This is a genomic window from Larkinella soli (assembly GCF_003703975.1).
Lineage (GTDB): Bacteria > Bacteroidota > Bacteroidia > Cytophagales > Spirosomataceae > Larkinella > Larkinella soli.
Genome location: NZ_QTJY01000004.1, coordinates 71,222 through 95,200, shown reverse-complemented (window position 1 = coordinate 95,200; position 23,979 = coordinate 71,222). Strand labels below are relative to the sequence as shown.

At 55.6% G+C, this 23,979-nt stretch carries 17 protein-coding genes and 1 tRNA gene; 9 read left to right on the top strand and 9 right to left on the bottom strand.

What is annotated here, in order from left to right; all coding sequences use genetic code 11:
* Nucleotides 1-175 precede the first annotated feature (175 nt).
* The gene (locus tag DX909_RS12050) at nt 176-2,608 is read left to right on the top strand and encodes an ABC transporter permease (RefSeq protein ID WP_128545435.1); all 2,433 of its coding nucleotides are present in this window, start codon (nt 176-178) and stop codon (nt 2,606-2,608) included.
* Nucleotides 2,609-2,670: 62 nt separating this feature from the next.
* On the opposite strand, the gene DX909_RS12045 is transcribed toward DX909_RS12050, so the two are convergent.
* The 5 genes from DX909_RS12045 to DX909_RS12025 all read right to left on the bottom strand — a co-directional run bounded on the left by DX909_RS12045 (nt 2,671) and on the right by DX909_RS12025 (nt 7,372).
* Entirely contained in the window at nt 2,671-4,278 is a 1,608-nt protein-coding gene (locus DX909_RS12045) for a SulP family inorganic anion transporter (RefSeq protein WP_310589843.1), read from the bottom strand.
* Between the two features lie 99 nt (nt 4,279-4,377).
* Nucleotides 4,378-4,683 carry a hypothetical protein gene (locus DX909_RS12040; RefSeq protein WP_128545433.1) on the bottom strand — a complete coding sequence of 102 codons (306 nt, stop codon included), beginning with the start codon at nt 4,681-4,683 and terminating at the stop codon, nt 4,378-4,380.
* Nucleotides 4,684-4,804: 121 nt separating this feature from the next.
* A complete protein-coding gene (locus tag DX909_RS12035; RefSeq protein WP_128545432.1) occupies nt 4,805-6,181 on the bottom strand; it encodes a HAMP domain-containing sensor histidine kinase in 1,377 nt (458 codons plus the stop codon).
* 3 nt (nt 6,182-6,184) lie between these two features.
* Nucleotides 6,185-6,868: a response regulator transcription factor gene (locus DX909_RS12030; RefSeq protein ID WP_128545431.1), complete on the bottom strand. Its 684-nt coding sequence runs from the start codon at nt 6,866-6,868 to the stop codon at nt 6,185-6,187.
* Between the two features lie 69 nt (nt 6,869-6,937).
* Nucleotides 6,938-7,372: a hypothetical protein gene (locus tag DX909_RS12025; protein ID WP_128545430.1), complete on the bottom strand. Its 435-nt coding sequence runs from the start codon at nt 7,370-7,372 to the stop codon at nt 6,938-6,940.
* An 844-nt stretch (nt 7,373-8,216) separates the two neighbouring features.
* On the opposite strand from DX909_RS12025, the gene DX909_RS12020 reads away from it, so the two are divergent.
* The 3 genes from DX909_RS12020 (at nt 8,217) to DX909_RS12010 (ending at nt 12,313) form a co-directional block, all read left to right on the top strand.
* Nucleotides 8,217-9,170: an HNH endonuclease gene (locus DX909_RS12020; RefSeq protein WP_128545429.1), complete on the top strand. Its 954-nt coding sequence runs from the start codon at nt 8,217-8,219 to the stop codon at nt 9,168-9,170.
* Between the two features lie 13 nt (nt 9,171-9,183).
* On the top strand, nt 9,184-9,810 hold the full coding sequence (locus tag DX909_RS12015) for a hypothetical protein (RefSeq protein WP_128545428.1): 627 nt from the start codon (nt 9,184-9,186) through the stop codon (nt 9,808-9,810).
* 124 nt (nt 9,811-9,934) lie between these two features.
* Nucleotides 9,935-12,313, top strand: a complete 2,379-nt coding sequence (locus DX909_RS12010; protein ID WP_128545427.1) for a TonB-dependent receptor — start codon at nt 9,935-9,937, stop codon at nt 12,311-12,313.
* A gap of 20 nt (nt 12,314-12,333) precedes the next feature.
* On the opposite strand, the gene DX909_RS12005 is transcribed toward DX909_RS12010, so the two are convergent.
* Nucleotides 12,334-14,745: an ABC transporter permease gene (locus DX909_RS12005; protein ID WP_128545426.1), complete on the bottom strand. Its 2,412-nt coding sequence runs from the start codon at nt 14,743-14,745 to the stop codon at nt 12,334-12,336.
* Nucleotides 14,746-15,000: 255 nt separating this feature from the next.
* Between DX909_RS12005 and DX909_RS12000 the strand changes: the two genes are divergently transcribed.
* Nucleotides 15,001-18,582 (top strand): PDC sensor domain-containing protein, encoded by a 3,582-nt coding sequence (locus DX909_RS12000; RefSeq protein ID WP_128545425.1) that lies wholly within the window; start codon nt 15,001-15,003, stop codon nt 18,580-18,582.
* A gap of 61 nt (nt 18,583-18,643) precedes the next feature.
* Here DX909_RS12000 and DX909_RS11995 read toward each other — a convergent pair.
* Nucleotides 18,644-18,716, bottom strand: a tRNA-Met gene (locus tag DX909_RS11995).
* A 128-nt stretch (nt 18,717-18,844) separates the two neighbouring features.
* On the opposite strand from DX909_RS11995, the gene era reads away from it, so the two are divergent.
* The 3 genes from era to DX909_RS11980 are packed head-to-tail and all read left to right on the top strand — an operon-like array spanning nt 18,845 to nt 21,995.
* Complete coding sequence (era, locus tag DX909_RS11990) at nt 18,845-19,762, top strand: GTPase Era (protein WP_128545424.1); 918 nt, start codon at nt 18,845-18,847, stop codon at nt 19,760-19,762.
* Nucleotides 19,763-19,764: 2 nt separating this feature from the next.
* Nucleotides 19,765-21,072 carry a ribosome biogenesis GTPase Der gene (gene der / locus DX909_RS11985; RefSeq protein ID WP_128545423.1) on the top strand — a complete coding sequence of 436 codons (1,308 nt, stop codon included), beginning with the start codon at nt 19,765-19,767 and terminating at the stop codon, nt 21,070-21,072.
* Nucleotides 21,069-21,995 (top strand): DMT family transporter, encoded by a 927-nt coding sequence (locus DX909_RS11980; protein ID WP_128545422.1) that lies wholly within the window; start codon nt 21,069-21,071, stop codon nt 21,993-21,995. The genes der and DX909_RS11980 overlap by 4 nt, the downstream gene beginning before the upstream one ends.
* Here the strand turns inward: DX909_RS11980 and DX909_RS11975 are convergent.
* Entirely contained in the window at nt 21,957-22,385 is a 429-nt protein-coding gene (locus tag DX909_RS11975) for a (deoxy)nucleoside triphosphate pyrophosphohydrolase (protein ID WP_262707511.1), read from the bottom strand. The genes DX909_RS11980 and DX909_RS11975 overlap by 39 nt on opposite strands.
* A 179-nt stretch (nt 22,386-22,564) precedes the next feature.
* Here DX909_RS11975 and DX909_RS11970 point away from each other — a divergent pair, with 179 nt between their 5' ends.
* A complete protein-coding gene (locus DX909_RS11970) occupies nt 22,565-22,873 on the top strand; it encodes an ArsR/SmtB family transcription factor (RefSeq protein ID WP_128545420.1) in 309 nt (102 codons plus the stop codon).
* Between the two features lie 41 nt (nt 22,874-22,914).
* Here DX909_RS11970 and ruvB read toward each other — a convergent pair whose 3' ends face one another.
* A complete protein-coding gene (ruvB, locus tag DX909_RS11965; protein ID WP_128545419.1) occupies nt 22,915-23,943 on the bottom strand; it encodes a Holliday junction branch migration DNA helicase RuvB in 1,029 nt (342 codons plus the stop codon).
* Nucleotides 23,944-23,979 lie beyond the last annotated feature (36 nt).

Here is a 23,979-nt window from a genome sequence, read left to right as displayed (position 1 = left end):
CCTCATCCCGCTGAGGATCAAAAAGTTTTCCTGTTCGCTGCCGGACAACCGGCTGTCCGAAATCGTACAGGATTCGGGTTCCGATCCGGTCTGGACGGTTCAAATGACGTTTTTTGGGTTTGGCAAGGGATTTGGGGCAATTCAGGAACACGGCCCGACCCAACCAACTCGCTCTATGTTCAATAACTACCTGAAAATCGCCTTCCGGAATCTCTGGAAAAACAAGGCGTTTACCTTCATCAACATCTCCGGTCTGGCGCTCGGCCTCACGACCTTTCTGTTTATCCTGGAATTCATCAGCTTCGAGTACGGCGTCAACCGGTTTCACAAAAATCTGCCGACACTCTACCGGATGCTGGCGCAGAACCGCGAAGGCGCTACGTTCGAGTTTCTGCCGCCGGGCGTCGGGCCGCTCACCCGGCAGCAGTTCGGGGAGGTAGCCCGCTATTGCCGTACCGCCGACGTCATCGTGGGGATCGTCTCCAGCGGGGACCCGGTTCGTGGAAAATCCTTCCGGGAGAATGCCATTACGATGGCCGACGGCAGCTTCTTCGAGATGTTTTCCTTCCCGGTGGTTTCCGGCTCGGCGAACTCGCTCAACCAGCCTTTTACCGTCGCCATTTCGGAATCCGTCGCCCGAAAATACTTCGGCGGCAAGCCCGCGCTCGGCCTCTCGCTGACCCTGACCAACCAGTTCGGACGCAAGCCGTATACGGTCACGGCCGTGTACCGCGACATGCCGGCCAATTCCGACTTCCGGTACGACATGCTTTTCTCGCTGAAGACACTGGAGAACCCGGCCAACCTGAACGGCAACGCCGACTGGGCAAAACTCGACAATCTGGAATCCGGCTTCACCCAGACCTACCTGCAACTCCGCGAGGGCGCCGACTACCTGGCGTTCGAGCAGAAACTGAATGCCTTCAAGAACAAACTCCGGCCCGAAACCGCCGGCGAGCCGCTCCGGCTTCAGCCGCTTAAAAATGTTCATCTGGCCTCCTCGCTGGGCGATACCTTTACGACGACGGGTAAACTCAGCTTTGTCTATCTGCTGGGCGGTATCGGCCTGCTCATTCTCGCCATTGCCTGGTTCAATTATATCAACCTTTCGACGGCCGGCTCGCTGAAACGTGCCCGGGAAGTGGGCGTCCGGAAAGCGGTGGGCGCCGGCCGTGAGCAGCTGATTGCGCAGTTCCTGGGCGAATCCGTCCTGCTCAACCTGTTCGGTCTGGGGCTGGCCCTGTTGCTGGTGACCTCCCTGCAGGACGCCTTCAACCAGTTTACGGGCAAACCGCTCTCGCTGGGAGGTCTGTTCCAGGGAGGCCTGTGGGCCGTCGGGGTGGCGGGGCTGGTGGTAAGTTCGCTGGCGTCGGGCATGTATGTGGCCTTCGTACTCTCCTCGTTCCGGCCGACGCAGACGCTGAAAGGGGTGTTTGCCCGCTCGAGCCGGGGCGTTTTCCTTCGGCAGTCGTTAGTGGTGGTACAGTTCAGTATTTCGGTGGCGCTGATTGCCTCCACGGCCGTGCTGTACCGACAGTTGCAGTATATGCAAAACAAGGACCTGGGCGTAAAAACCGACCAGCTGCTGGTAATTCAGGCTCCCGAAGTGAGCATCGACGAGACGTTTCAGACCCGTAAAACCGCCTTCCTTCAGGAGTTCGAGCAGCTGGCTTTCGTACAGGAGTTCTGCAAAACGACCAGCGTACCGAGCCGCTGGTATAATTTCAAAGCGTCGGGCATCACCCGCCCGGTGCCGAAACCGGGTGAGGAGCGAAAAAGCTATGCCATTGCCGGGGTCGACCACCGCTTCGTGCCGACCTATGGCCTGAAACTGGCCGCCGGCTCAAACATCACCGAAGCCATGGGCAACAAACCCTGGGACCAGGTTACGCAGGTGATGCTCAACGAGACGGCCGTCCGCCAGCTGGGCTTCGAGTCGACGCAGCAGGCCGTCGGGAAGCGGATCCGCTGGGGCCGGGATTATGAGGTGGTCGGGGTACTGAAGGACTACCACCACCAGTCGGTCCGGCAGGCCATCGATCCGATTATTTTCTACCCGCAGACCAACAACGCATCCTATTATACCGTCCGGCTGACCGGCGACCGTATGCCGGAGAAGGTAGCCCAGCTGGAACAGCTATACAAGCGACAGTTTCCGGGGAATCCGTTCGATTTCTTTTTCGTCGACGACAATTACAACCGGCTGTATCAATCGGAGCGGCAATCGGGGACGCTGTTCGCGCTGGCGTCCGGGCTGGCCATTCTGATCGCGTGTATGGGCCTGTTCGGGCTGGCGGCTTTTATGGCCGAGCAACGTACGAAGGAAATCGGCGTGCGGAAGGTATTGGGGGCCTCCATCACCAGCATCGCCGTGCTGCTCTCCGGCGACTTTTTGAAACTGGTGGCCGTTGCCATCGTCATTGCCTCTCCCCTTGCCTGGTGGCTCATGAATCAATGGCTACAGGATTTCGCCTATAAAGTGGACCTCGACTGGTGGGTGTTTGCCCTGGCCGGTCTGGCGGCTACGCTCATTGCGCTGGCAACCGTCTCGTTCCAGTCGATCCGGGCCGCTTTGGCAAATCCGGTGAAGAGTCTGCGGAGTGAATGAGGGGTAAAACAAAAAAACTCCGCAGATCATTCTGCGGAGTTTCCTGTACATCTATCCAACTCTTAAATCCGGTGGGGGTGTCCGTTGTAGGTAGGTACCCGGTCGCGTTGCAGCACCGACGACAGTTCCGGTTCGGTGGTCCGGCGGAACGTCAGCTGGATGTTGCGCGTTCGGGCGGTTTCGCGAAAGTTCCGAATGGCATCCAGAACGTCGCGGTCGATGTAGGATGACTGCGTGCCGTCGATCTCGACCAGTGAGTTATCAGGAACGCTCCGCAGCTGCTCCACGATACCGGCTTTGTTCAGGAATGAGACGTGTTCGCCCAGACGAATGCGCACGTGTCGGCCCTCGCTTTCGTCGACGGTTTCGACCTGATGCCCCTTGCGGTAATTTTCGCGCAGGACGAAGAACAGCCCCACGGCCATCCCGATGGCAATACCGGTCAGGAGGTCGGTGAGCAGGATGGCGATCACCGTCGTAATGAACGAGAAGAACTTCGGTTTTCCGAGCTGATACATCTGCCGGAACGTCGCGATCGGTGCCAGCTTATACCCCGTTACCAGCAGAATCGAAGCCAGAGCCGCCCAGGGGATCAGGTTCAGCACCCGGGGGATCGCGACGACGCAGACCAGCAATAAGGACCCGTGAACGAGGGCCGCCAGTTTGGTGCGGGCTCCGGCGTTGATACTGACCGAACTCCGAACAATGATGGACGTCAGCGGCAAACCGCCGACCAGCCCGCTCACGATGTTACCGATTCCCTGCGCCTTCAGCTCCCGGTTGGTCGGGGTCTTACGCTTCAGCGGGTCGAGGTCATCCGTCGCTTCTACGGCCAGCAGGGCTTCCAGGCTGGCAACCAGTGCGATGGATACGGCCGAAATATACACCTGCGGGTTGTTCCACTGAGAAAAGTCGGGCAGGGTCAGCAGCTGAAGAAACTCCGGCGCACTTGTCGCAACGGGCAACTGGACGAGGTGGTCACCGCTCAGCGTCCAGGCCGGCACGAGCGTTTTGTACAGTTCGTTGAAGAGAATGCCCAGTACCACCACGATCAGGGCCGCCGGAAGGTTCCGCAAAACCGGATGTTGTTTGATTCGCGGCTTTTCCCACAGCAGCAGGATGCCCAGCGAAACCAGCGCAATCAGGATGGCGCCCACGTTGAACTGCCCGAAAGCCAGCACGAACTGGTCGATGATGTCGATGCCCTGATTAGGCAGCAGGATGTACGATTCGGCCGCGTCGGCATCGTATCCTACCAGATGCGGTATCTGCTTGATGATGAGAATGATACCGATACCGCCCAGCATACCTTTAATGACTGATGTCGGAAAAAAGTTGCTGACGATCCCGGCCCGGGCAAAACCCAGCCCAATCTGGAGCACCCCGGCCAGACAGGTCGCCAGCAATACCGCCGGGAACGAACCGAGGGCCTCGACGGCGCCCAGCACGACCACGATCAGACCAGCCTCCGGCCCCGAAATACTCACCGCCGACCGGCTGATCGCCCCCACCACCAGCCCCCCGACGATGCCGGAGAGAATACCGGCAAACAGGGGCGCTCCCGATGCCAGAGCAATGCCCAGACACAGTGGTACGGCCACCAGAAATGAAATCACGCCCCCTTTTATATCGCCCTGCATTGTTCTGAAATCGAATGCCTGCTTTTTCACCGTTTGGTTCATCCGTGCTTCCCTCCTGTTTATTGATGTGAATAAAAACTCAATGCCGACCCGCTTCGGGCGGGTCGGCGTTTGGCTGGTTCTGTCGAATTATTGATTACTTACCAGGGCGGCCGACGCGGTTTGACGCTGGGCCGTCTGGCCGGTTCGGCACTGATCCAGGGCGGACCGCATCTGAACCAGTTCCTGATCCATCTGCTGCCGGGCGATCCGGAGCGATTCGAGTTCGCGCTCCCGCTCGCGCAGCGCGGTCTGGTAGGTCTGTTTGCCGGTATATTCCTTTTTAAAGTCGGCATAATAGTTAAGGCCAATGGCCGCGAAGATCAGCCCCCAGACCGTCACCCAGTTGACGAGGCCGGAAGGTTTGAAACGGTTATTCTCTGCTCGGTTCATCATACCCCTTCGCTTTAAAAATGGTGTCCTTGTGAGTTACAAAATTAGCGCCGGGGTCCATTCGGCTCATTAGAGGGCTGTTAGAAGTCGATAAGAGATCAATTAAAAGCCGATTAGAATTCGATTAGAGACGTTTAGGGAGCTGAAGCGTGATTTCGGTGCCCTGATTGACCTCCGATTCGACCCCAATCTTTCCGTTATGAAGTTGTATGATGCTCTGAGTCAGGGGCAAACCGATGCCGTGACCCTTGACGTGCCGCGCGTTCTCGGCCCGGAAAAACGGAACGTAGATGTAGGGCATATCGGTCGGACTGATGCCGATGCCCCGGTCGCGGAACCGGATCGTCACCCACTGCTCGTCGGCATCGAGCGACACCTCCACCTTTTTGTCGGAGGAGAACTTGCAGGCGTTTTCCATCAGGTTCAGAAAGGCCGTGGTCAGCAGCGATTCGTCGCCGGTCATGCTCAGGTCGGGCGGGTCGGCGTCGGCGTCGCTGCCGATGTGAAAGCCGACGTGGAAGTCGGGCTGCCGGGTCCGGAGCAGCCGGGCGGCCTGGGACACCACCTCGTCGACCGACAGCTCCCGGAAGGTCTTGCCGGTCTGATCGATACTCACCTGGGCGAGCTGGAGCAGGCCGTTGGCCAGTTTGTTGAGGTGGTGCATGGTTTCGAGCAGCGCCCGCCATTTGGCCTCGTGTTCCTCCACCGTGCGGGACTTGATCAGGGTGGTTTCGATCTGGCCCGTAATGACCGTCAGCGGGGTACGCAGTTCGTGCGAGGCATTGGCCACGAAGTTGCGCTGGATGTCGAAAGCCGCCTGCACCCGGTCGAGCATCCGGTTGAAGGTGTCGGCCAGCCGTGCCATTTCATCGCCGTCGCTGCCCGCCCGCACCCGCTGGTCGAGTTTTGAAACCGTGATGGCGTCGACCTGACGGACCACGTCCGTGATGGGTTGCAGCGACCGTCCGGCGTAGAACCAGCCCGTCAGCCCCACCAGCGTCAGCGTCACCAGCAGGCCGACGGCGATCACCGTCCGAAGCTGGTAGAGTTCGGTCAGGCCGAATTCGTCGTAGGCCGAGGCTACGATCACCCACTGCCGGCCGTCGTAATTGTAGGCGATTCCGATCACCTGCCGGTCGTTTCGCTGCATCCAGACCTCCCGCTCCTTCCGGATGCGGTCGAGCAGTTCGGGCGTTTCGGGCACCACATCGGGCCGGTCGTCGCTGGAATAGACGATGCGGTTCCGGCGATCGTAGACGGTAATCTGTTCTTCGGGCAGGGCCGAGAGGTTGTTGCGGTCGATGAGCTTGAGAAGTCGTTCATTCACCTCCGACACTTCCACCAGCAGGCGGGTGGTGGTAATGGCCTTGTCGCCCAGGCGTTTGTAGAAGTCGCTGCGCCGGTTGTAGGAGGAGGTGACATAGATCACCATCGAAAACAGGATGAGATTCGCGGCTACGACGATGAGAAAGTTGATCGACAGGCGGGTACGGATGTTCATGCGTCAGGTTTCGTCTTCCTTCATAATGTAGCCGATCCCGCTGAGCGTATGGATGAGTTTGGGCGAAAAGTCCTTGTCGATCTTTTTGCGCAGGTAATTCACGTAGACATCGACGACGTTTGTGCCCGTATCGAACGACACGTCCCAGACGTTTTCGGCAATCTCGGCGCGGGTCATGGCCTTGTTCGGATTCTTCATAAAATACTCCAGCAGAGCCAGTTCGCGGGCGGTCAGCGTCAGCTTTCGGTTGCCGCGCCGGACCTCCTTGCTCTTGACGTTCAGCTCCAGGTCGGCCATTTTCAGTACCACCGACTCGATCGGCCCCACGGCCCGGCGCCGGTTGATGGCTCTTAGCCGCGCCATCAGTTCCCGAAACTCGAACGGCTTCACCAGATAGTCGTCGGCCCCGACGTCGAAACCCGTCAGCTTGTGTTCGGTGCTGCCGAGGGCCGTCAGCATCAGTATGGCGACGTCCCGGTACCGCTCCCGGATGATCTGGCAGAACTCGTAGCCGTTGATAATGGGCAGGTTAATATCCAGAATTACCGACGTATAGGATTTCTCGGCCATCATTTTCTGGCCGATGATGGCGTCGGCGGCCGTATCGGCCACGATGCCGTAATCTTCCAGACCACTCTTGATGAAGGAAGCCACCTCCTCCTCATCGTCGACAATCAAAACACGCATGGGATGATAAATAGGCAGGAAATATAGGGAATAACATCCGTAGGTGGTGAGATGTTAGGGCCGGGCTTCTCAGAAATAGGGTGGAATGACCGGCCCGTCGAGCGGAAATGCCTGGTAAAGCCGGCGGATTTCCCCGTGTAGAAAGGATTTGGAGGGGCAGCGGGGCCGGTCGAAGCGCAGCACGACGGCGAAGGGCGTCACGCAGATGGTGCGGCCGCAGATGATCTGGCCGTCGGTGGTTTCGATCAGCAGCAGGCCGGAGGCCATGTCGCGGTCGATGAGATCGATGGGAAAACCGACGACGACGGCATCCTTGGGCAGGACGGGGGTCATGTCGAAGTTGGTCAGCCGGAAGCAGCGGGCGTGAGCGATCTGAAAGCCGGTCAGCGGGCGCAGCGAAGTGGGCAGATGCCGTAAGGGGTTGTTCGGCTGTGCCGAATCGTTTGGGTGTGAAGAACCGGGCTGCTCAACGGCAGCCGCGGTCCTCTTCTTCCTGGTACGCATGTGTTGGAAGAATTGATTGAAAAATAGGCCGGTCACCGCGTACCAGTTATCCAGCAAAACCATGTTCGCACGGAATAAGAGAGTGGGGACTTTCACCCTTTTGCCGGCCAGGCCTTTTTCCACCTCTTGAATAAAGCATGCGAATGATTGATTTTACTTGAAAACACGGACAACTGAATACGCGGCCCAAACATAATTTGCTTGTGCAATAAAAACAAGGATTGAGTGGCAGGAAATTTTTAGAGATGAAATCACGATTAATAAATTTATGGAATGAACTAAAGCATAAACATCTGTAATACAATATTTTATATGTTCACTTTAAACAATCTTTCTTCTACTCCAACGCCATCAGAAACAATATTGAAATAACCACTCGAAAACGTTTTATCAACCTCGGAATGGATCGCATTGCGACCTTTTAATTCCAGTAACAGCGGACACCAGTCTATAGATGATGGATAGCTATAGGCACCTGATCCATCTCAGTTGTATGCTTTAAAGCACGCTATTCCCTCCAGAATGGCTGATCTTCAGCAAACATTAAGTCTAGCACAAAACGATTTGTAATATTAGGTGAGTCACCCAAATCGAGATTGTCTCAATAAAAAGAATATTAATTAGCAGTTGGAGAAGACTGGTGCAAAAAAGAGAGAATAGCAAAGGATTTAAATTACCCAAATGAAACTGTAATGCTCATTATAATCTATATTATCTATGATAAAAGCCTTTACGCATCCAATAATATTGTATTTACAAGCAACATTCCAATCAGATATCTCTCATAAAATGGCAGTAGATATAGTATAAAAATGGATTTAGGTTAAAAATTAAACCTATTTCTATGAACTACTGGAGGGTAAACCATAAACAGACATTTAAAAGCGAAATTGAGGGAGAATATATTTGGTCTCCTAAAAACCGGCAAAACGGATCAAGAAATCTTTTTTACGAAAACCTAACCAAAGTAAGAATCGGAGACAAAGTTTTTTCATATGCAGGTCAAGCAATAAAGGCAATAGGAGTTGCCACCCAAACATTTGAAATAGCGAAAAGGCCTCCTGAGTTTGGAAATATTGGAAACCAATGGGATGATGAGGGGTGGCTTGTAAGAATAAATTGGATTTTGTTAAATAAGCCAATAAAGCCTAAACAATATATTAACGGGATTAGCCCTCTCCTTCCAAAAAAATATTCTCCAATACAAGTTAATGGTAATGGAAACCAAGCATGCTATTTAGCCGAAATTAGTGATGACTTAGCGAGTTTACTTCTACGATTAATCTCAATAAATAATTTGGGACTTCTGCAAGAAGTAGACTTCGCTACGAGGGTTGTTGAGGACGTTATTGAGGTTGAACAAATTATTAATGCACAAATACGTCAAACAGAGAAAGATCAATTAATTAAAGCACGAGTTGGACAAGGAATCTTCCGTTCTCGTGTGTTAGAAATCGAAAAATGCTGTCGATTAACAGAGATAAGTAATGAAACTTTCTTGATTGCCAGCCATATTAAGCCTTGGAAGGAATCTAATAGCTCAGAGAAATTAGATAAGTATAACGGGTTAATGCTTACTCCACATGTTGATAAATTATTTGATAAAATGCTTATAAGCTTTACAAACCAGGGTGACATTCTTGTAGCAGAGGAATGGGTCACAGATTTAATGAAAAAATGCGGGTTGGACCCGAAGAAGAATGTTGGGCCGTTTTATCCTGAACAGCAAGTATACTTAGAATTTCATAGGGATAGATTTTACGAGAGACAAAGACTTCTCCACCCGGATTCTAATTAAAATTAGAGATCACATGCTAACGGAAGCCCATTCAGACTCTTCCCCCAACTACCCCGCCCTTAAAGTCACTCCCAAATCCGGCAATGAGCCCTTTGAACGGAATGGACAATTGTTAGATGCCACCTTGCTGGATTTCTGGCGGTGGTCGGTTTCCGATCTGGTGAGCAACGCTACCCGTGGAATTCTGGCCGAGTTTATTGTGGCAAAGGCTCTAAATGTGGCAAATGGCGTCCGGACGGAATGGGATGCCTATGACCTCAAAACACCCTCAGGTATCAAAGTAGAAGTCAAGTCGGCGGCTTACTTGCAAACCTGGGCGCACCAGAAACTTTCTGCCATCCAATTTGGAATTGGGCCAACAAAAGGCTGGGACGCCGAGACCAACCTGTATAGCCCCCTTACTGTCCGGCAAGCCGACGTTTATGTCTTTTGCCTGCTTTTTCATCAGGATAAAACGACCGTTAATCCGCTGAATATCGACCAGTGGGCGTTTTATGTTTTACCGACAAAGGTTCTCAATGAGAGATGTCCCACGCAAAAAATGATCTCGTTAAATAGCCTCTTGCGGCTAAATCCCGTAAAAGCCGATTTTGAAGAACTGGCTGCGGTTGTAGAACAAGTGAAGAAACCTTTACAATAATTCACATTGCTCCTTCCTCTACTTTCCCCGCCGTTGCTCTACTAATTTTTGAGGGATGACCGGCTTCGGATTGCTTTGCTTCCGAAACCGGTCCGCAGAGGATTGACCCGGTTTCGGCTGGCTCATGAAAACCGTCGTATGCCGTCTCTTCGCTCTGTTTCTCCTGTGTACGCTCCGGCTCGACGCACAACCGGTGGCGCCAACCGGCTCGGTCCGGGGCGTGGTGGTTGATTCGGTGTCGGGGCGGCCGCTGCCGTTCATTACCATCGCGCTGATTCGCCGGGGAAAAGCCGTCGACGGCACCCTGACCGACAGCCTGGGCCGGTTTTCTCTCCAGAAGCTGCCTTTCGATACGTATACGCTCACCTTCAGCGCCGTGGGATTTCGGACCACGCAAATCCCGGCCTGGGTCCTCGATGCCCGGCAACCGGATGTTGAAACCGATACGGTCGGCCTGGTCCAGGAGGCCCGCACCCTGCAGGCGGTGACGGTCCGGGCACAGCGGCCCCTGATCGAGCAGCGCGCGGACGGCATCACGTTCAACGTTGAAAGCCTGCCGTCGATGGCCGGCAGCGACGCGTCGGACGTTCTGCGTAAGGTGCCGCTGCTGGCGGTGGATGCCAGCGGGGGCCTTTCCCTGCGCGGGAGCGCCAACATCCGGGTCTTTATCGACGGCAAACCCTCCGACCTTTATGCCTCCTCGGTGGCCGACGCACTCAAAGCCATCCCGGGCGAAAGCATCGTCCGGGTCGAAGTCATCACGCATCCGTCGGCCCGCTACGACGCCGAGGGAACCGACGGCGTCGTGAACATTATTACCCGGCGCAGCCGGGCCAACACCACCAACGGCAATGTGAGCGGTATGCTGGGCAACCGCAGCCACCAGCTCATGGGCGACCTGCAAACGAAATACGACCAGTGGCTGATCAAACTCGACGGCATTTATCAGACTTACTGGAACCGCAACGGCAGTGTGCTGGAGCGAACCTCGGCTGGGTCGGCGGTGCGGCAGCGCAACGAATCCCGGCAAACGGGGCGGTACGGCTTCGGCGGCACGTCGATTCTTTACAGCATCGATTCGCTGAATACGCTGACGGCCGTATACCGGTTTCGGCATCTGCTGAACCGAACAACGCTACAGTCAGAGAATTTCCAGACGGATGGAGCGGGAGGCCTCCGACCGGCTTTTGATCGGCAGGTCGTTCAGCCGTCCGAGCGGACCGGCCACCAGGTTTCGGGCGGCTACACCGGCTTTTCCCGCGACAAACAGCGGGAGTTCTCGCTGCTCGGAACCTACTCGCATTCACCCGCCCTGAGCCGGTATGCGCTGGAACAGACCGAACCGGTTTTCTATCAGGAAACCTTTGAAAGCCGGTCCGTCAACCGGGACTGGATCGTGCAGGCCGACTATGCACGAACGCTCCGGGATAACCGGAAATGGGAAACCGGCGGCAAGATTACGCAGAAGGCCATCGACAGCGAAAGCCGGTTCGAGGTGCCGGCACCCGGCCCGACCGGTTTTCAGCCTGATCCGGTCCGGTCGAACGTGTTTTCATACCGAAGCCGGATCTATGCGCTGTATCTGAATTATAATTTCCGGCTCGGACGCTGGCAGTTCATCACCGGCACCCGCTACGAACTGACCGCCCTGCAGGCCACGTTCAAACAGGAAGCCCTGCGGATACCGTCGTACCGGAATCTGGCGCCGAACCTGCTGATCAGCCGCAGCCTGAACCTGAAAAGTACGCTGAAGGTCGGGTATACCGTCAGGCTGGTGCGGCCTTTTTACGGCTATCTGGACCCGACCGTCAACAACAGCGATTCGCTCAACGTGCAATTCGGAAATCCGCGGCTGCTGCCCGAGGTCACCCGCCGGTATCAGGTGAGTTACTCCCAAAACGGCACCCGGCTTTTCACTGAAGTGGCTTTGTTTCTGAATCAGAATCGCAACAGCATTCAGGCCGTCCGAACCCCGCGGCCCGACGGCGTTTTTGAAAGTACCTGGCAGAACGTCGGGCAGAACCGGCGGCTGGGCGCATCGGTCACCCTGACCTGGAAACCCACCGCCGGGATCAATCTCAACGGCACGGTAACTACCCAGTACGTTCGGTTCGAAAGCCCGGCGATGGGCCTCTCCAACCGGGGCTGGATGCGGCAGCTGGTGCTCAACTACAGCCACAAACTGCCCAAAGGCTTCAGCGTCGACTTCTACGGCTTTTTCGATTCGGACAACCTCTTCCTGCAGGGCCGGCGCACCGGCTGGAAATATTACAGCCTGACCGTCAGCCGCAAAACCGCCGGCGACCGGTTCACGATGAGCCTGCGTCTGGACACCATTCTGACGCCCTTTACCTACCTGACCGAAGCGACCACCGCCGGTGCCTTCCGCCAGCAACTCACCTACCGGTATCAGAATCAGAACATCCGGCTGACGCTTTCGTATAAACTCGGCAAAAAAGAAATCAAAAGCCCCCGGATGCGGCAGACCGAAAGCCCGGAATAAGCCCTTCGAAGCCGCCCGCATCAATCGCTCCGCAGGCTTCGAACCGGGTCGGCAAGGGCGGCTTTGATGCTTTCATAGCTGACCGTGAGTAAGGCCGGGAGAAAGACCAGCAGGCCCGCTCCGGCAAACATCCACCATTGCAGTTCAACCCGGTAAGCGAAGTTTTCCAGCCACCGGTGCAGGAGATAAGTCGCCACCGGCGCGGCCAGAAAACCGGCCGGCACCACCAGCTTCAGCAGGTCGCCGGACAGCAGGAGGGCAATCCCTTCGGTCGTAGCCCCCAGCACCTTACGGATACCGATTTCTTTTGTCCGCCGGGCGGTCAGGTAGGCAATCAGGCCATATAATCCCAGACAGGCGATCAGCAGTGACAGGACCGAAAAGGCCAGCAGGAGGGTAGAGAAGCGTTCTTCGGCGCGGTACTGCTCCTCCAGTTGCCGGTCGGCGAAACTGAAGTCGAACAACACGACCGGGAAATGCTTCTTCCACGCGTTTTCAATTAATGCCAGCGCCGGACCCATCTGGCGGGGATGAATCCGGATCGTAATTCTTGAAAAATAACCGTCCCGGGCGAATACCGCCAGCGGCTGGATGGCGTGCCGGAGCGTGCTGAAATGAAAATCCCGCACGACGCCGATCACCGTTCCCGGCCGTCCGTCCAGCGCGAACGGTTTGCCGAGGGCGGCTTCCGCATTTTTCCAGCCTGCTTTCCGGACCGCCGTCTCGTTCAGAATCACCGGCCGGACCGAATCGCCGGCCGCGCGGGGCGACAGGTTCCGGCCCGCGATCAGCGTCAGACCGTAGACATTCAGAAAATCGGAGTCCACCTCCAGCCGGGCCGCCGGTAGTTCGACGGGTTGGCCCGCATCGTCGACGGTTGCGGCCGGCGCGGTATCCAACCCGCTGGTGATGAACGCGTTGGAGGTAGCCACACCGGCGATCAGCGGGCTGCTCCGCAACTCATTCCGGAACGCTTCATAGCCCTGAACCACCCCGGCATTGCCGTTATGCCGAACCATCAGCAGGGCGTCCCTGTCATAGCCGAGGTCTTTGTGTTTGATGTACCGCATCTGGGCGTAAATGACTACGATGCAGGTAATCAGGACCAGCGTTACGAAAAACTGCGCAACGATCAGCGTCTGCCGCAACCGGACGTTGCCCGTACCGGGTCGAAAACCGCCCTTCAGCGTGCCGGCCGGCCGGAAGGAGGATAAAGCGAAAGCCGGATACAGCCCCGAAAGCAGGCCCACCAGGACCGTGACGCCGATCAGAAAAAGCAGGAGGGGCGGCTGCGACAACAGCGACAGGTCTTTGCCGGTAATCCGGTAAAAGTAAGGCTGAAGGAGCGTCGAAGCGGTTATAGCCGGAATTAGCGCGAGGAGGGCTACCCCTGCCGACTCACCCAGAAATTGGGCGATCAACTGGGTTTTCTGCGCGCCGACGGCTTTCCGGATGCCTACCTCCCGGGCGCGACCCACCGCCCGCGCCGTAGCCAGATTCATGTAATTGATACCGGCGAGCAGCAGGATCAGCAGCCCGACGGTCGAAAACAGGAACACCTGCGTGGCCGACCCGTTGGCGGTGAGTTCGTTTTCCAGATGTGAGTGAAGGTGGATATCGGCAAGCGGTTGCAGACGGTACGAGAAAGCCGGCCGCCCGTCGTTCAGCCGCTCGCCGGGAAGTTTGCCCGTAAACCGGGCCATCTTCCCGGCCAGGGCCGGGCGGTCGGTGGTTTCCTTCAGCAGCAGATAGGTGTAATACCGTGGATCGGTCCAGCCTTCGGCCGTCAGAACACCGGGCCGGGCTTTCTCGACGGTCCGGAAGGAGCCGAGCATCGAAAACGAAAAATGGGCGTTTTTGGGCGGGTCGGGCACAAGGCCGGTGACCCGGTAATTCGCTCCGGCGCCCGTGCTGTCATACAGATAGATCAGCAGCGATTGCCCGATGGGGTCCGAGTCTCCGAAATAGTTGCGGGCCGTCGATTCGGTCAGGACCACCGAGTAAGGCTCGGAGAGAGCGGTGGCGGTATTGCCCCGGCTGAGCCGGTAACTGAACACTTCGAAAAACGACGGATCGGTCAGAAGAATACCGGCCTGCAGAGTCTGCCGGTTCCCGACCTGCACGATTTCCTCCTTCCGCTCCAGCCGGACGACGGTTTCGATCTCGGCAAAACCCTGACGAAGCGCTCTGGCCAGTGGGGCAACCGTCCGCGCCGATTCGGTCAGCCCGGTTTCGGAGCGTTTGGCGGTCGTCAGACGAACGATGCGGTCGAAATTCGGGAAAATGCGGTCGTAGCTCAGTTCGTCCTGAACCCAGAGCGCAATGAAGGCAAAGCCGATCAGGCCGGCCGAAAGCCCGATCAGGTTAACGAGCGATTCGGCTTTTTCTCTGACGATTCGGCGTAGAAGGAGAGTAAGGTAACTTTTAAGCATGGTCAGGTAAGGGTCGCGGAAGAAATTAAAGGGAAATTATCCGCTAAAAGACAAGGGCGGCACGGTTTCGCTGCATACCGGAACCGACCTTTAAATAAAAGGCCGGCACTTCACATAAAAAATCTTGGTTTCTTACCGGGCATTTTTAAAGTTTATAAGACAAAGATTAGCTCTGCGCTGCCTTCGGGATAAATGCGGTTTTACCGCTTCGGTTTTCCGGTTTATTGCCTGTGTAATCCACTGTCTTTCTGTCTTATGGCTGGCCTTGGTACTTTCCGCAGCCGCCGGTTCTTCTACTACCTGGTCATCTTCTCTGTATTGGGAATTTTCCTGGTGGGTTATTTCTATTATTACCTCCCGACGAACCGACAGCGAATGCATAAAAACGGCTTTCTTATTCTGAAAACCATCACGGAAAACCTGAACGAAAAAGCCGACAGTAAGCTCAACTTATATAAAAACATTTACCGCAACAGTCAGGATCTGCCGACGGTCAGGAAAATTCTTCTGGAAAGCAGTTCGGACACGTCCGGCTTCAGGGACGTATCGACCCGAAAATCAGGAGCGAAGGCCGCCGGCACGGGGATCTTTTCCGGCAGCCCGGACGGTAAAACCGAGATCAATGGCGACACTATCGAATATAAGGTTGGCGCCAAATCGAAGAGCGGCCGGATTTATATTTTTACTGAATCCATCGCCGATTTCGTGGAGCCTATTCTCGTTACCCAGAAGTCCGAAATCTTTAAAGGCTTTGCTATTCTCCGCGCCGTAAAAAAAGACAAAAAAGACACCAGTTCGATGCGTCACCTGGTTTATCAGGACGACGGTCTGGGGATTCGGAGTGATGTTCAGCTGGATAGTCTTTTACCGCAAAAAGGCCAGAACTTCCTGCCGGGAATCCGGGAAGTAACCGCTGGTGAATCAAAGGAAAAAATTTTTATTTACCCTTTTGAAATGGTAGGAAAGTCCTACTTCCTGTGCGGGTTTGCCGACCCCGAAAAATACCATCTGACGCTTACCAAAGTTCCCTTCTATTTCGTTTATCCGCTGGCGATTTTTTTCCTGCTGCTGCTGGTTTTTATTCCCGTTCTGAAGTTTTACATCATGGATTCGGGCGAGCAACTGACGGTGGGAGACATCTTCTTTCTGGGCTTATCGGTTTTCGTCGGTTTCTCGGTTTTTACGCTGGTCGTCATTCAGTTTCTGCTGTGGAAAGGCGACGAAATCCGCGGGCGGAACAACCTGATAAAGCTTTCCGAAAGGATAGGAAGCGAATTTAATTACGAACTCGAACTCATGTACGGCCGGATGCTCGCTCTGGACAACTGTCGAAGGGAGGATGCGCCCCTGCTGTCGCGGCCCGGAATCAATACCGTCAATTACTCCCAGAGGGTTCGGAGCTATTCGGGAAACCCGAAGGAAGATCCCTATTATTCCTACGACCGCATCAGCTGGCTGGACTCGGCCGGCAATCAGATCATCAAGGCTGAAATGCACGGCACCCCGGTTTTCGCCAACATCCGGTCCCGCACTTACTTCCGGGCCATTCGACAGGACAGTGCCTTCCGGCTACCCCGTAAGACCGGCGGAACCATGGAATTTGGCCTGGAACCGCTGTACAGCTGGACCAACGGTGACTTCAACGTGACGATTAGTGCCCGATCGGTCTATCGGCCGGAGAAGGAGGTGGTGGCGCTGGCCAGCAAGATGTATTCGGTGGTTCAGACGGTGCTTCCGGTCGGCTACGGCTTCTGCCTGATCGACAAAACCGGCCGGGTGCTGCTGCATTCGGACGGCAACCGCAACCTCCGCGAAAACCTGTTCGAGAAAGCCGGGCCGCCGGATGCGCTGCGGGCCGCGGTCATCTCCCGGCAGGAAGCCACCGTCAACGACGTGGAGCTGTACGGAAAATGGCGGATGATGCACATCAGACCGGTCCTGAATCTGCCGTATTACCTGGTGACCTTCTACGATAAAGGCTTCAACATCGCCGTCAATATGCGGATTCTGGTGTTTGCCCTCCTGTTCTGCGCCTTCTCCGGCTTTATCTGGCTGCTGCTCTGGCTGGCGTTGGGCTGGATCAACCTCCGGAACAACCCGCTCCTGTTCAGCCCGATGGACGGCATGGCGTGGATCACCCCGAAACCGAAGGAAACCGCCTTCTATGAACAGGGAGCCGCCGTGCTGGGCCTGTATGTGCTGCTGTTTCTCTCCTTCTCCTGGCTTTATCGGTTCGACAGAGTCAGCAATTTTTCCATCTTCCTGCTGACCCTGCTCACCCCGGTCAACGTCATTTTCCTGCTGTTCACGATCCGGTCGATGCTGGCGTTCCAGTCGATCCCCGAAAATACTGCCCGCGCCGGCCGAATCCGGTTGAACGTCCGGATGCTGATCGGCTTCTACGTGGGCCTGACCGCCGTCGTCGGGCTGTCTGCCGATTCGGCCGGCTATCAGGTCGATGCCTTTTTCCCATTATTTCAGGGGCTGATTCTGGGCGGGATGCTTTATTTCCTCTGGTCGGGAACCGGCGGCCGCCTGAATACCGCCTGGTATCCCCATCGTTATCATGAAGGCTATTGCCTGCTGCTGACGTTGAGCATTGTCTGTCTTTCAGTGATTCCAAGTATCTTTTTCACCTGGTATGCACACAACCAGGAGTTGATCCAGACCGTGAAGAAGGTCCAGCTGAAGATGGCGGAAGACCTCCGGCAGCGCAGCAACCTGATGGTCCGGAAGCTGCAACCCGACGGCCAGCCCGTTCCCAGTTACAGTAATTTGCACAAGCGAATCACTTTGCAGGGGGTGTACCACTTTTTCGATGACACCATCTGTCTGAAGAATGAACCGAATTATCGAGGAGATGAGGAGATTCGCAACGAAAAATTCTATTCCGAATTTGCTGAAGCCGTCTCCAACCAGTTCTACGACCCACTGATTTATCCGGCGCTGGAGTCCGGCGCGGCCGACAGCAGCTGGCGCTGGAGGGTAGACCGGGGGAAGATCGAATTCTGGTATAATTTTCCACTGCATCTGCCGGCTGCCCCGCCCAACGACGCCGGTTTTCTGCATATGGTGTCGTGTATTCCGGAGCGATTCGTCTTCTTCAAGGACATCCGGATCGTGGTCCTTCTGCTGATTGTCAGTATTCTGGCGGCCGCGTTGTTCTACTGGCTCCGGGCGCTGTCGGCCAATCTGTTTCTGATTTCCTTCAGCAAGGTTTCCAAAACGCAGACGGCGCCGGATTCCGGCCCGCTATCGACTTTTACTTCCCTTTCTTCCTTCGACTGCCCCCCGGCGGCCGCCTGCCTGTACCCCTGGGGGGCCGACCCGGTTTCCCCGGCGGAAGTCGATGCGGCTCTGCTGACGGCCTATGAGGAGACGATGCTGGAGCGGGTGGAAAAGATCCGCCCCATGGCTGACCAGATCTGGCAGCAGTGTTCGGAAAAGGAGCGGTTTCTCCTGTTCGATCTGGCCGTCGACGGACTGATCAATTATAAGAACTGGATCGAGATCTACCACCTCCTGGCCCGGGGCATCCTGACCATCAACCAGTTGAAAGTAACGTTTTTCAGCCCGGTTTTCCGGGCCTACCTGATCACCAAGGACGGCGACGCGGAAGTGAAGCAGCTGCACCGCAAATTCCACCAGAACTCGACCTGGCAATCCATGAAGGGACCGCTGTCTCTGCTACTGACCGGCGTCGCCGTTCTGGTGTTCTTCACGCAGGAAGAAATGTATCAGAAGCTGCTGGCCCTGACGACCGGGTTGCCGGGCCTGATCACTTTCCTGACCCGATTTGTGAGTCTGGGGAATGGACAGGCGGGGGAGGGGAAGTGAACGAGTCAATGATTAGGCGTTAAAAAGCAAAAAGGCCACAATGTTGTGGCCTTTTTCTTCGTAGCGGGAGCTGGACTCGAACCAGCGACCTTTGGGTTATGAGCCCAACGAGCTACCAACTGCTCCATCCCGCGATGTTTGGACTGCAAAGGTACACAGCTTTTCAGAAAAAACAATTATCTTTGTGAAAAATTTCACCCCTCCCGCCAAAAATTGTGGCTCGGAGGGGAGTTTTTTTCTGTAGCCTCTGGTTATCAATTGCATGGATATCTCAACGGAAACCTTCAGCCCGGATCACAAAGCCGGTTACGTCAGCATCATCGGCAAACCTAATGTCGGCAAGTCGACGCTGATGAACCAGCTGGTCGGTGAACGGCTGTCGATCATTACCTCGAAGGCCCAGACTACCCGCCACCGCATCATGGGCATCCTGAACGGCGTTCACAACGGGCAGGAGTTTCAGCTGGTCTATTCCGACACGCCGGGCATCATCAAGCCACAGTACAAACTGCATGAATCGATGATGAGCTTCGTGCGCGGATCGCTGGAGGATGCCGACGTGGTGCTGTTCGTGACGGATATTTTCGAGAAGCACGACGAAGACGACGTGCTGGTACGGCTGCAGAAAACCGAGGTACCCATTCTGCTGCTGATCAACAAGATCGACCTGGCGACGCCCGAACAGATCGAGGAGAAAACGCAGTACTGGCAGGAGAACTTCAAAGCCGCCGAAATCATCCCTATCTCGGCGCTGAACGCGCAGAACATCGACCGCATTTTTGAGGCCGTCGTCAGCCATCTGCCGGTGCATCCGCCGTATTTTCCGAAAGATGAACTCACCGACCGCCCGGAACGCTTCTTTGCGTCGGAAATTATTCGGGAGAAAATCTTTCTGAACTATAAGAAAGAGGTCCCCTACAGCAGCGAAGTGGTCGTTACCGGCTTTAAGGAACGGGACGACATGATCGTCATCCAGGCCGAAATCCTGGTCGAGCGGGCCACGCAGCGGGCTATCCTGCTGGGTGAAGGCGGCAAAATGATCAAGAAAACGGGCATTATGGCCCGCGAAGAACTGGAACGCTTCTTCGGTAAAAAGGTGTTCCTTGAACAATACGTAAAAGTAGAACCCGACTGGCGGAACAAGGAGCGTTCCCTCCGCCAGTTTGGGTATGATGAGTAACAATGGCAAATATTGTAGCAATCGTAGGGCGCCCGAACGTCGGGAAATCAACGCTGTTCAACAAACTGGTCGAGCAGCGGAAAGCCATCATGGATAACCAGCCGGGCGTCACCCGCGACCGGCATTATGGATATGCCGAATGGACGGACAAATACTTTACCGTGATCGACACGGGCGGGTATGTGGTCGGATCGGACGATGTTTTTGAGGAATCGATCCGCGAACAGGTCGAAATCGCCATCGATGAGGCTTCGGTGGTGTTGTTCATGGTCGACGCCATGGCCGGTCTGACGGATCTCGACAAGGATTTCGCGAATGTGCTGCGCCGGTCGAAAAAGCCGGTGTATGTCATCGCCAACAAGGCCGAAACCTCTATGCGGGCCCATACGTCGGCCGAATTCTACGCCCTGGGCCTGGGCGATCCGTTTCCGATCTCCTCGCTGACGGGCACCGGGACCGGCGACCTGCTCGACGAGGTGGTGAAACACTTCCCGTCACCGGGCGTCGAAGACCCTAACGCCGGTATTCCCCGGATCGCGATTCTGGGCCGCCCGAATGTCGGTAAATCATCGTTCCTGAACGTTTTGATCGGGCAGGAGCGGAGCATCGTCACCGACATCGCCGGCACGACCCGCGACGCCATCGATACGCGTTACAAAGCCTTCGGCAAGGATTTCATTCTGACCGATACGGCCGGGATTCGCCGGAAGTCGCGGGTGAAGGACAACATCGAATTCTACTCCGTGATGCGCTCGCTGAAGGCCCTGGAGGAGTCGGACGTGGTGATCGTGATGCTGGATGCGACGCGCGGCATGGAGTCGCAGGATATGAACATCATCGGCCAGGCCGTCAAGGCGAAGAAGGGCGTGGTGCTGATGATCAACAAATGGGACGCCGTCGAGAAGGATTCCAAAACCGCCGACCAATGGGCGAAGGACATCCGCCAGCGCATGGCTCCCATCGACTATCTACCCATCATTTTTGCCTCGGTGGTCGAGAAACAGCGGATTTTCCAGGTGATGGAGAAAGCCATGGAAGTGTTTGAGAATAAGACCAAAAAGATCGCGACTTCGAAGCTGAACGAAGCCATGCTGCCGGAAATCGAATCGTATCCGCCCCCGGCCACGAAAGGGAAGCACATCAAGATCAAGTACATGCTTCAGGTTCCGACGCCTTCGCCGACGTTCGTGTTTTTCTGTAACCTGCCGCAGTACATCAAGGAGCCGTACGAACGGTATCTGGAGAACAAACTCCGGGAGCATTTCAGCTTCGACGGCGTTCCTCTCACCTTGTTTTTCCGGCAAAAATGATCAGCTCGGCAACGACGACATCAACCCCCCGGATACGGTACTGGATCGGAGCGCTGCTGGTTTTTCTGGCAGCGTTTTGTTTTGCTATGAAGGGGGTTCTGATCAAGCTGGCTTACCAGTATCCGGTCGACTCGATCTCGCTGCTGACGCTGCGGATGGTATTTGCGTTGCCGTTTTATGTCGGCATTGCCCTGAACCTAAATCGGAAGCTCCCCCCGGTGAGCCTGTCGATGCGTAACTGGGTGATTCTGGCCCTGCTGGGGATTACCGGCTATTACATCGCCAGCTTCCTGAACTTCGTCGGCCTGGTCTACGTAACCGCCAGCCTGGAGCGGATTCTGCTGTTTGTATATCCGACCTTCGTGCTGCTGCTGGGCGTGCTGTTCTACCGCCGGAAGGTGAGCCGCCTTCAGCTTCTGGCACTGCTGCTGACCTATTCCGGCATTGCGGTCGCCTTTGCCCCGAACATTCACTCCGGTCAGCAGAATAATGTGTTTCTGGGGGCATTCTGGGTGGTTCTGAGCGGTCTGGTCTATGCCGTGTATCTGGTCGGCAGCGATTCGATGATCGCGAAGGTGGGTTCGAAGCGGTATACCTGTTACGCCATGATGGCGGCTACGGCCGTAACCGTCCTGCACTGCGCCGTCGTCAACGGGCTCGCTCTCTTTCATTTCCCGGCGCAGGTGTATTTGCTGGCGCTCATCATGGCCGTTTTCGTGACGGTTATCCCGACGTTCATGATTGCCGAGGGGATCAGGCGCGTCGGTTCGGGCAACACCTCGATCATCGCCAGCATCGGCCCTATTTTCACCATCGTGCTGGCCACCACGTTTCTCCACGAGACCATTTCCGTCTCTCAATTCGTAGGGACGCTCTTCGTTCTTTTAGGTGTTTTTTTGATCGGCTGGAAAGGGAAAAAATAATTGCGGCCAGTGGGTTTCCAGGTAAGTAACGACCGGCCGGTCGGCCTCCGCCCAGTCCAGCGTTTGTAACTCCTGCTGCTGCAGCCAGCGCAGTTCGGCGTGTTCGGTAAGCCGGATGGTTTGGACCTCTTCGGAACGGCAGAGGTAAGGCAGCAGCCGGATGTGCCGCAGCCCGTCGGTATGATCGACAGGCGGCAGGGCCGGACCTACCCTTACCCGGATGCTCAGTTCCTCCTTCAGCTCTCTGATAAGGGCTTCCTGCTCACTCTCAGGGCTTTGCACTTTTCCGCCCGGAAATTCCCATTTGAGCGGCAGCGGCATCCGCTCACTTCTTCGGGTCGCAAGCACCCGGTTTTCATTTAGCAATATTCCGCAAACTACTGGTATCAATTGAAGAATGTGATTTTGCCGGATACGATCCGGTCGAATTAAGGCGTTTTCATGTCAAAATAGGATACATGCACCTCCTTTAAATAAATTTGACTTATTTTCAGGTATTTATATAGTTGACAATGTGCATAAAATACTTAATTTTAGTTACATTAAACGCCTAAATCGCACTCAGAGTCATGACAAAGGAAACGGTATTAGACGATGAAAAAAAGATCGAGCGCGCTGCTTACGTCCTGAAAGCCGTCGCTCATCCCCTCCGCATTAAAATCATTCAGATGTTGAATGAAAACAAGGAGTTAAATGTCTCGACCATCTACAAGAACCTGAACGCAGAGCAATCGCTGATTTCTCATCACCTCATCAACATGCGTGACAAAGGCATTCTGGAAATCCGTAGAAGCGGCAAAAACATCTTCTACTTTCTGGTAGACGGATCGATTGCCGAAATTATCGAATGTATTTATCGCAGTAAAATACTGGCCTGACAAAAAAGGGAAGCGTTTCGGCTTCCCTTTTTTGTTTCCCGTCAGCTAAAGAGTTCTCCATCCCGATAGACCGGTACGATGCCCAGATGCCGGTAGGCTTTTTCCGTAGCCTCACGGCCGCGGGAAGTCCGCTTCAGATAGCCTTCCTGAATCAGGAACGGCTCGTATACCTCCTCAATCGTCTCCGCTTCGTCTCCGCAGGCCGTGGCAATGGTCGAAATCCCGACCGGGCCGCCCTTGAACTTGTCGACGATGGTCATCAGAATCCGGTTGTCCATTTCATCCAGACCGTTCTGATCGACGTCGAGCGCCTTCAGGGCCATTTCGGCAATGTCAACGGTGATGATCCCGCTGCCTTTCACCTGGGCGAAGTCGCGCGTCCGGCGGAGCAGGTTGTTGGCGATCCGCGGAGTACCGCGGCTCCGGCGGGCCAGCTCATAGGCGCCTTCCTCTTCGATCGGCGTTCCCAGGATGGCCGCCGACCGCTTGACGATAGTCGTCAGCAGGGCAGCATCGTAGTATTCCAGCCGGGAGTTGATCCCGAAGCGGGCCCGCAGGGGGGAGGTCAGCAGACCGGCCCGCGTGGTTGCGCCGATGAGCGTGAACGGATTGAGCTTGATCTGCACCGTCCGGGCGTTCGGGCCTGAATCGAGCATGATGTCGATCTTGTAGTCTTCCATCGCCGAGTAGAGGTACTCTTCCACCACCGGATTGAGCCGGTGAATTTCGTCGATGAACAGAACGTCGTTCTCCTGAAGGTTGGTGAGCAGGCCGGCCAGATCGCTCGGTTTGTCGAGGACCGGCCCGGACGTCATCTTGATGTTGGCGTTCAGCTCGTTGGCGATGATGTGCGACAGCGTGGTCTTACCCAGACCCGGAGGGCCGTGGAGCAGCACGTGATCCAGCGCTTCTCCGCGCTGAAGGGCCGCCTGAACGAAAACCTTGAGGTTTTCCAGCACTTTGGCCTGCCCCGTAAAGTCGTCGAACGATAGCGGACGCAGGGCGCGTTCGATCTCACGTTCGGTCGCCGACAGGCCGTCGGCCGTGCCTTTCAAAAAATCTTTCCGCATGTGTTTTGTTGAATGGGGGAGGGTGCCCGTAAACCC

What these genes read in the sequence shown, in the direction of transcription:
- DX909_RS12050 (WP_128545435.1), top strand. Translation starts at nt 176, where the DNA reads ATGTTCAATAACTACCTGAAAATCGCCTTCCGGAATCTCTGGAAAAAC.
- era (WP_128545424.1), top strand. Translation starts at nt 18,845, where the DNA reads ATGGATATCTCAACGGAAACCTTCAGCCCGGATCACAAAGCCGGTTAC.
- DX909_RS12015 (WP_128545428.1), top strand. Translation starts at nt 9,184, where the DNA reads ATGCTAACGGAAGCCCATTCAGACTCTTCCCCCAACTACCCCGCCCTT.
- der (WP_128545423.1), top strand. Translation starts at nt 19,765, where the DNA reads ATGGCAAATATTGTAGCAATCGTAGGGCGCCCGAACGTCGGGAAATCA.
- DX909_RS11970 (WP_128545420.1), top strand. Translation starts at nt 22,565, where the DNA reads ATGACAAAGGAAACGGTATTAGACGATGAAAAAAAGATCGAGCGCGCT.
- DX909_RS12040 (WP_128545433.1), bottom strand. Translation starts at nt 4,683, where the DNA reads ATGATGAACCGAGCAGAGAATAACCGTTTCAAACCTTCCGGCCTCGTC.
- ruvB (WP_128545419.1), bottom strand. Translation starts at nt 23,943, where the DNA reads ATGCGGAAAGATTTTTTGAAAGGCACGGCCGACGGCCTGTCGGCGACC.
- DX909_RS12010 (WP_128545427.1), top strand. Translation starts at nt 9,935, where the DNA reads ATGAAAACCGTCGTATGCCGTCTCTTCGCTCTGTTTCTCCTGTGTACG.
- DX909_RS12000 (WP_128545425.1), top strand. Translation starts at nt 15,001, where the DNA reads ATGGCTGGCCTTGGTACTTTCCGCAGCCGCCGGTTCTTCTACTACCTG.
- DX909_RS12030 (WP_128545431.1), bottom strand. Translation starts at nt 6,868, where the DNA reads ATGCGTGTTTTGATTGTCGACGATGAGGAGGAGGTGGCTTCCTTCATC.
- DX909_RS12035 (WP_128545432.1), bottom strand. Translation starts at nt 6,181, where the DNA reads ATGAACATCCGTACCCGCCTGTCGATCAACTTTCTCATCGTCGTAGCC.
- DX909_RS12025 (WP_128545430.1), bottom strand. Translation starts at nt 7,372, where the DNA reads ATGCGTACCAGGAAGAAGAGGACCGCGGCTGCCGTTGAGCAGCCCGGT.
- DX909_RS11980 (WP_128545422.1), top strand. Translation starts at nt 21,069, where the DNA reads ATGATCAGCTCGGCAACGACGACATCAACCCCCCGGATACGGTACTGG.
- DX909_RS12020 (WP_128545429.1), top strand. Translation starts at nt 8,217, where the DNA reads ATGAACTACTGGAGGGTAAACCATAAACAGACATTTAAAAGCGAAATT.
- DX909_RS12005 (WP_128545426.1), bottom strand. Translation starts at nt 14,745, where the DNA reads ATGCTTAAAAGTTACCTTACTCTCCTTCTACGCCGAATCGTCAGAGAA.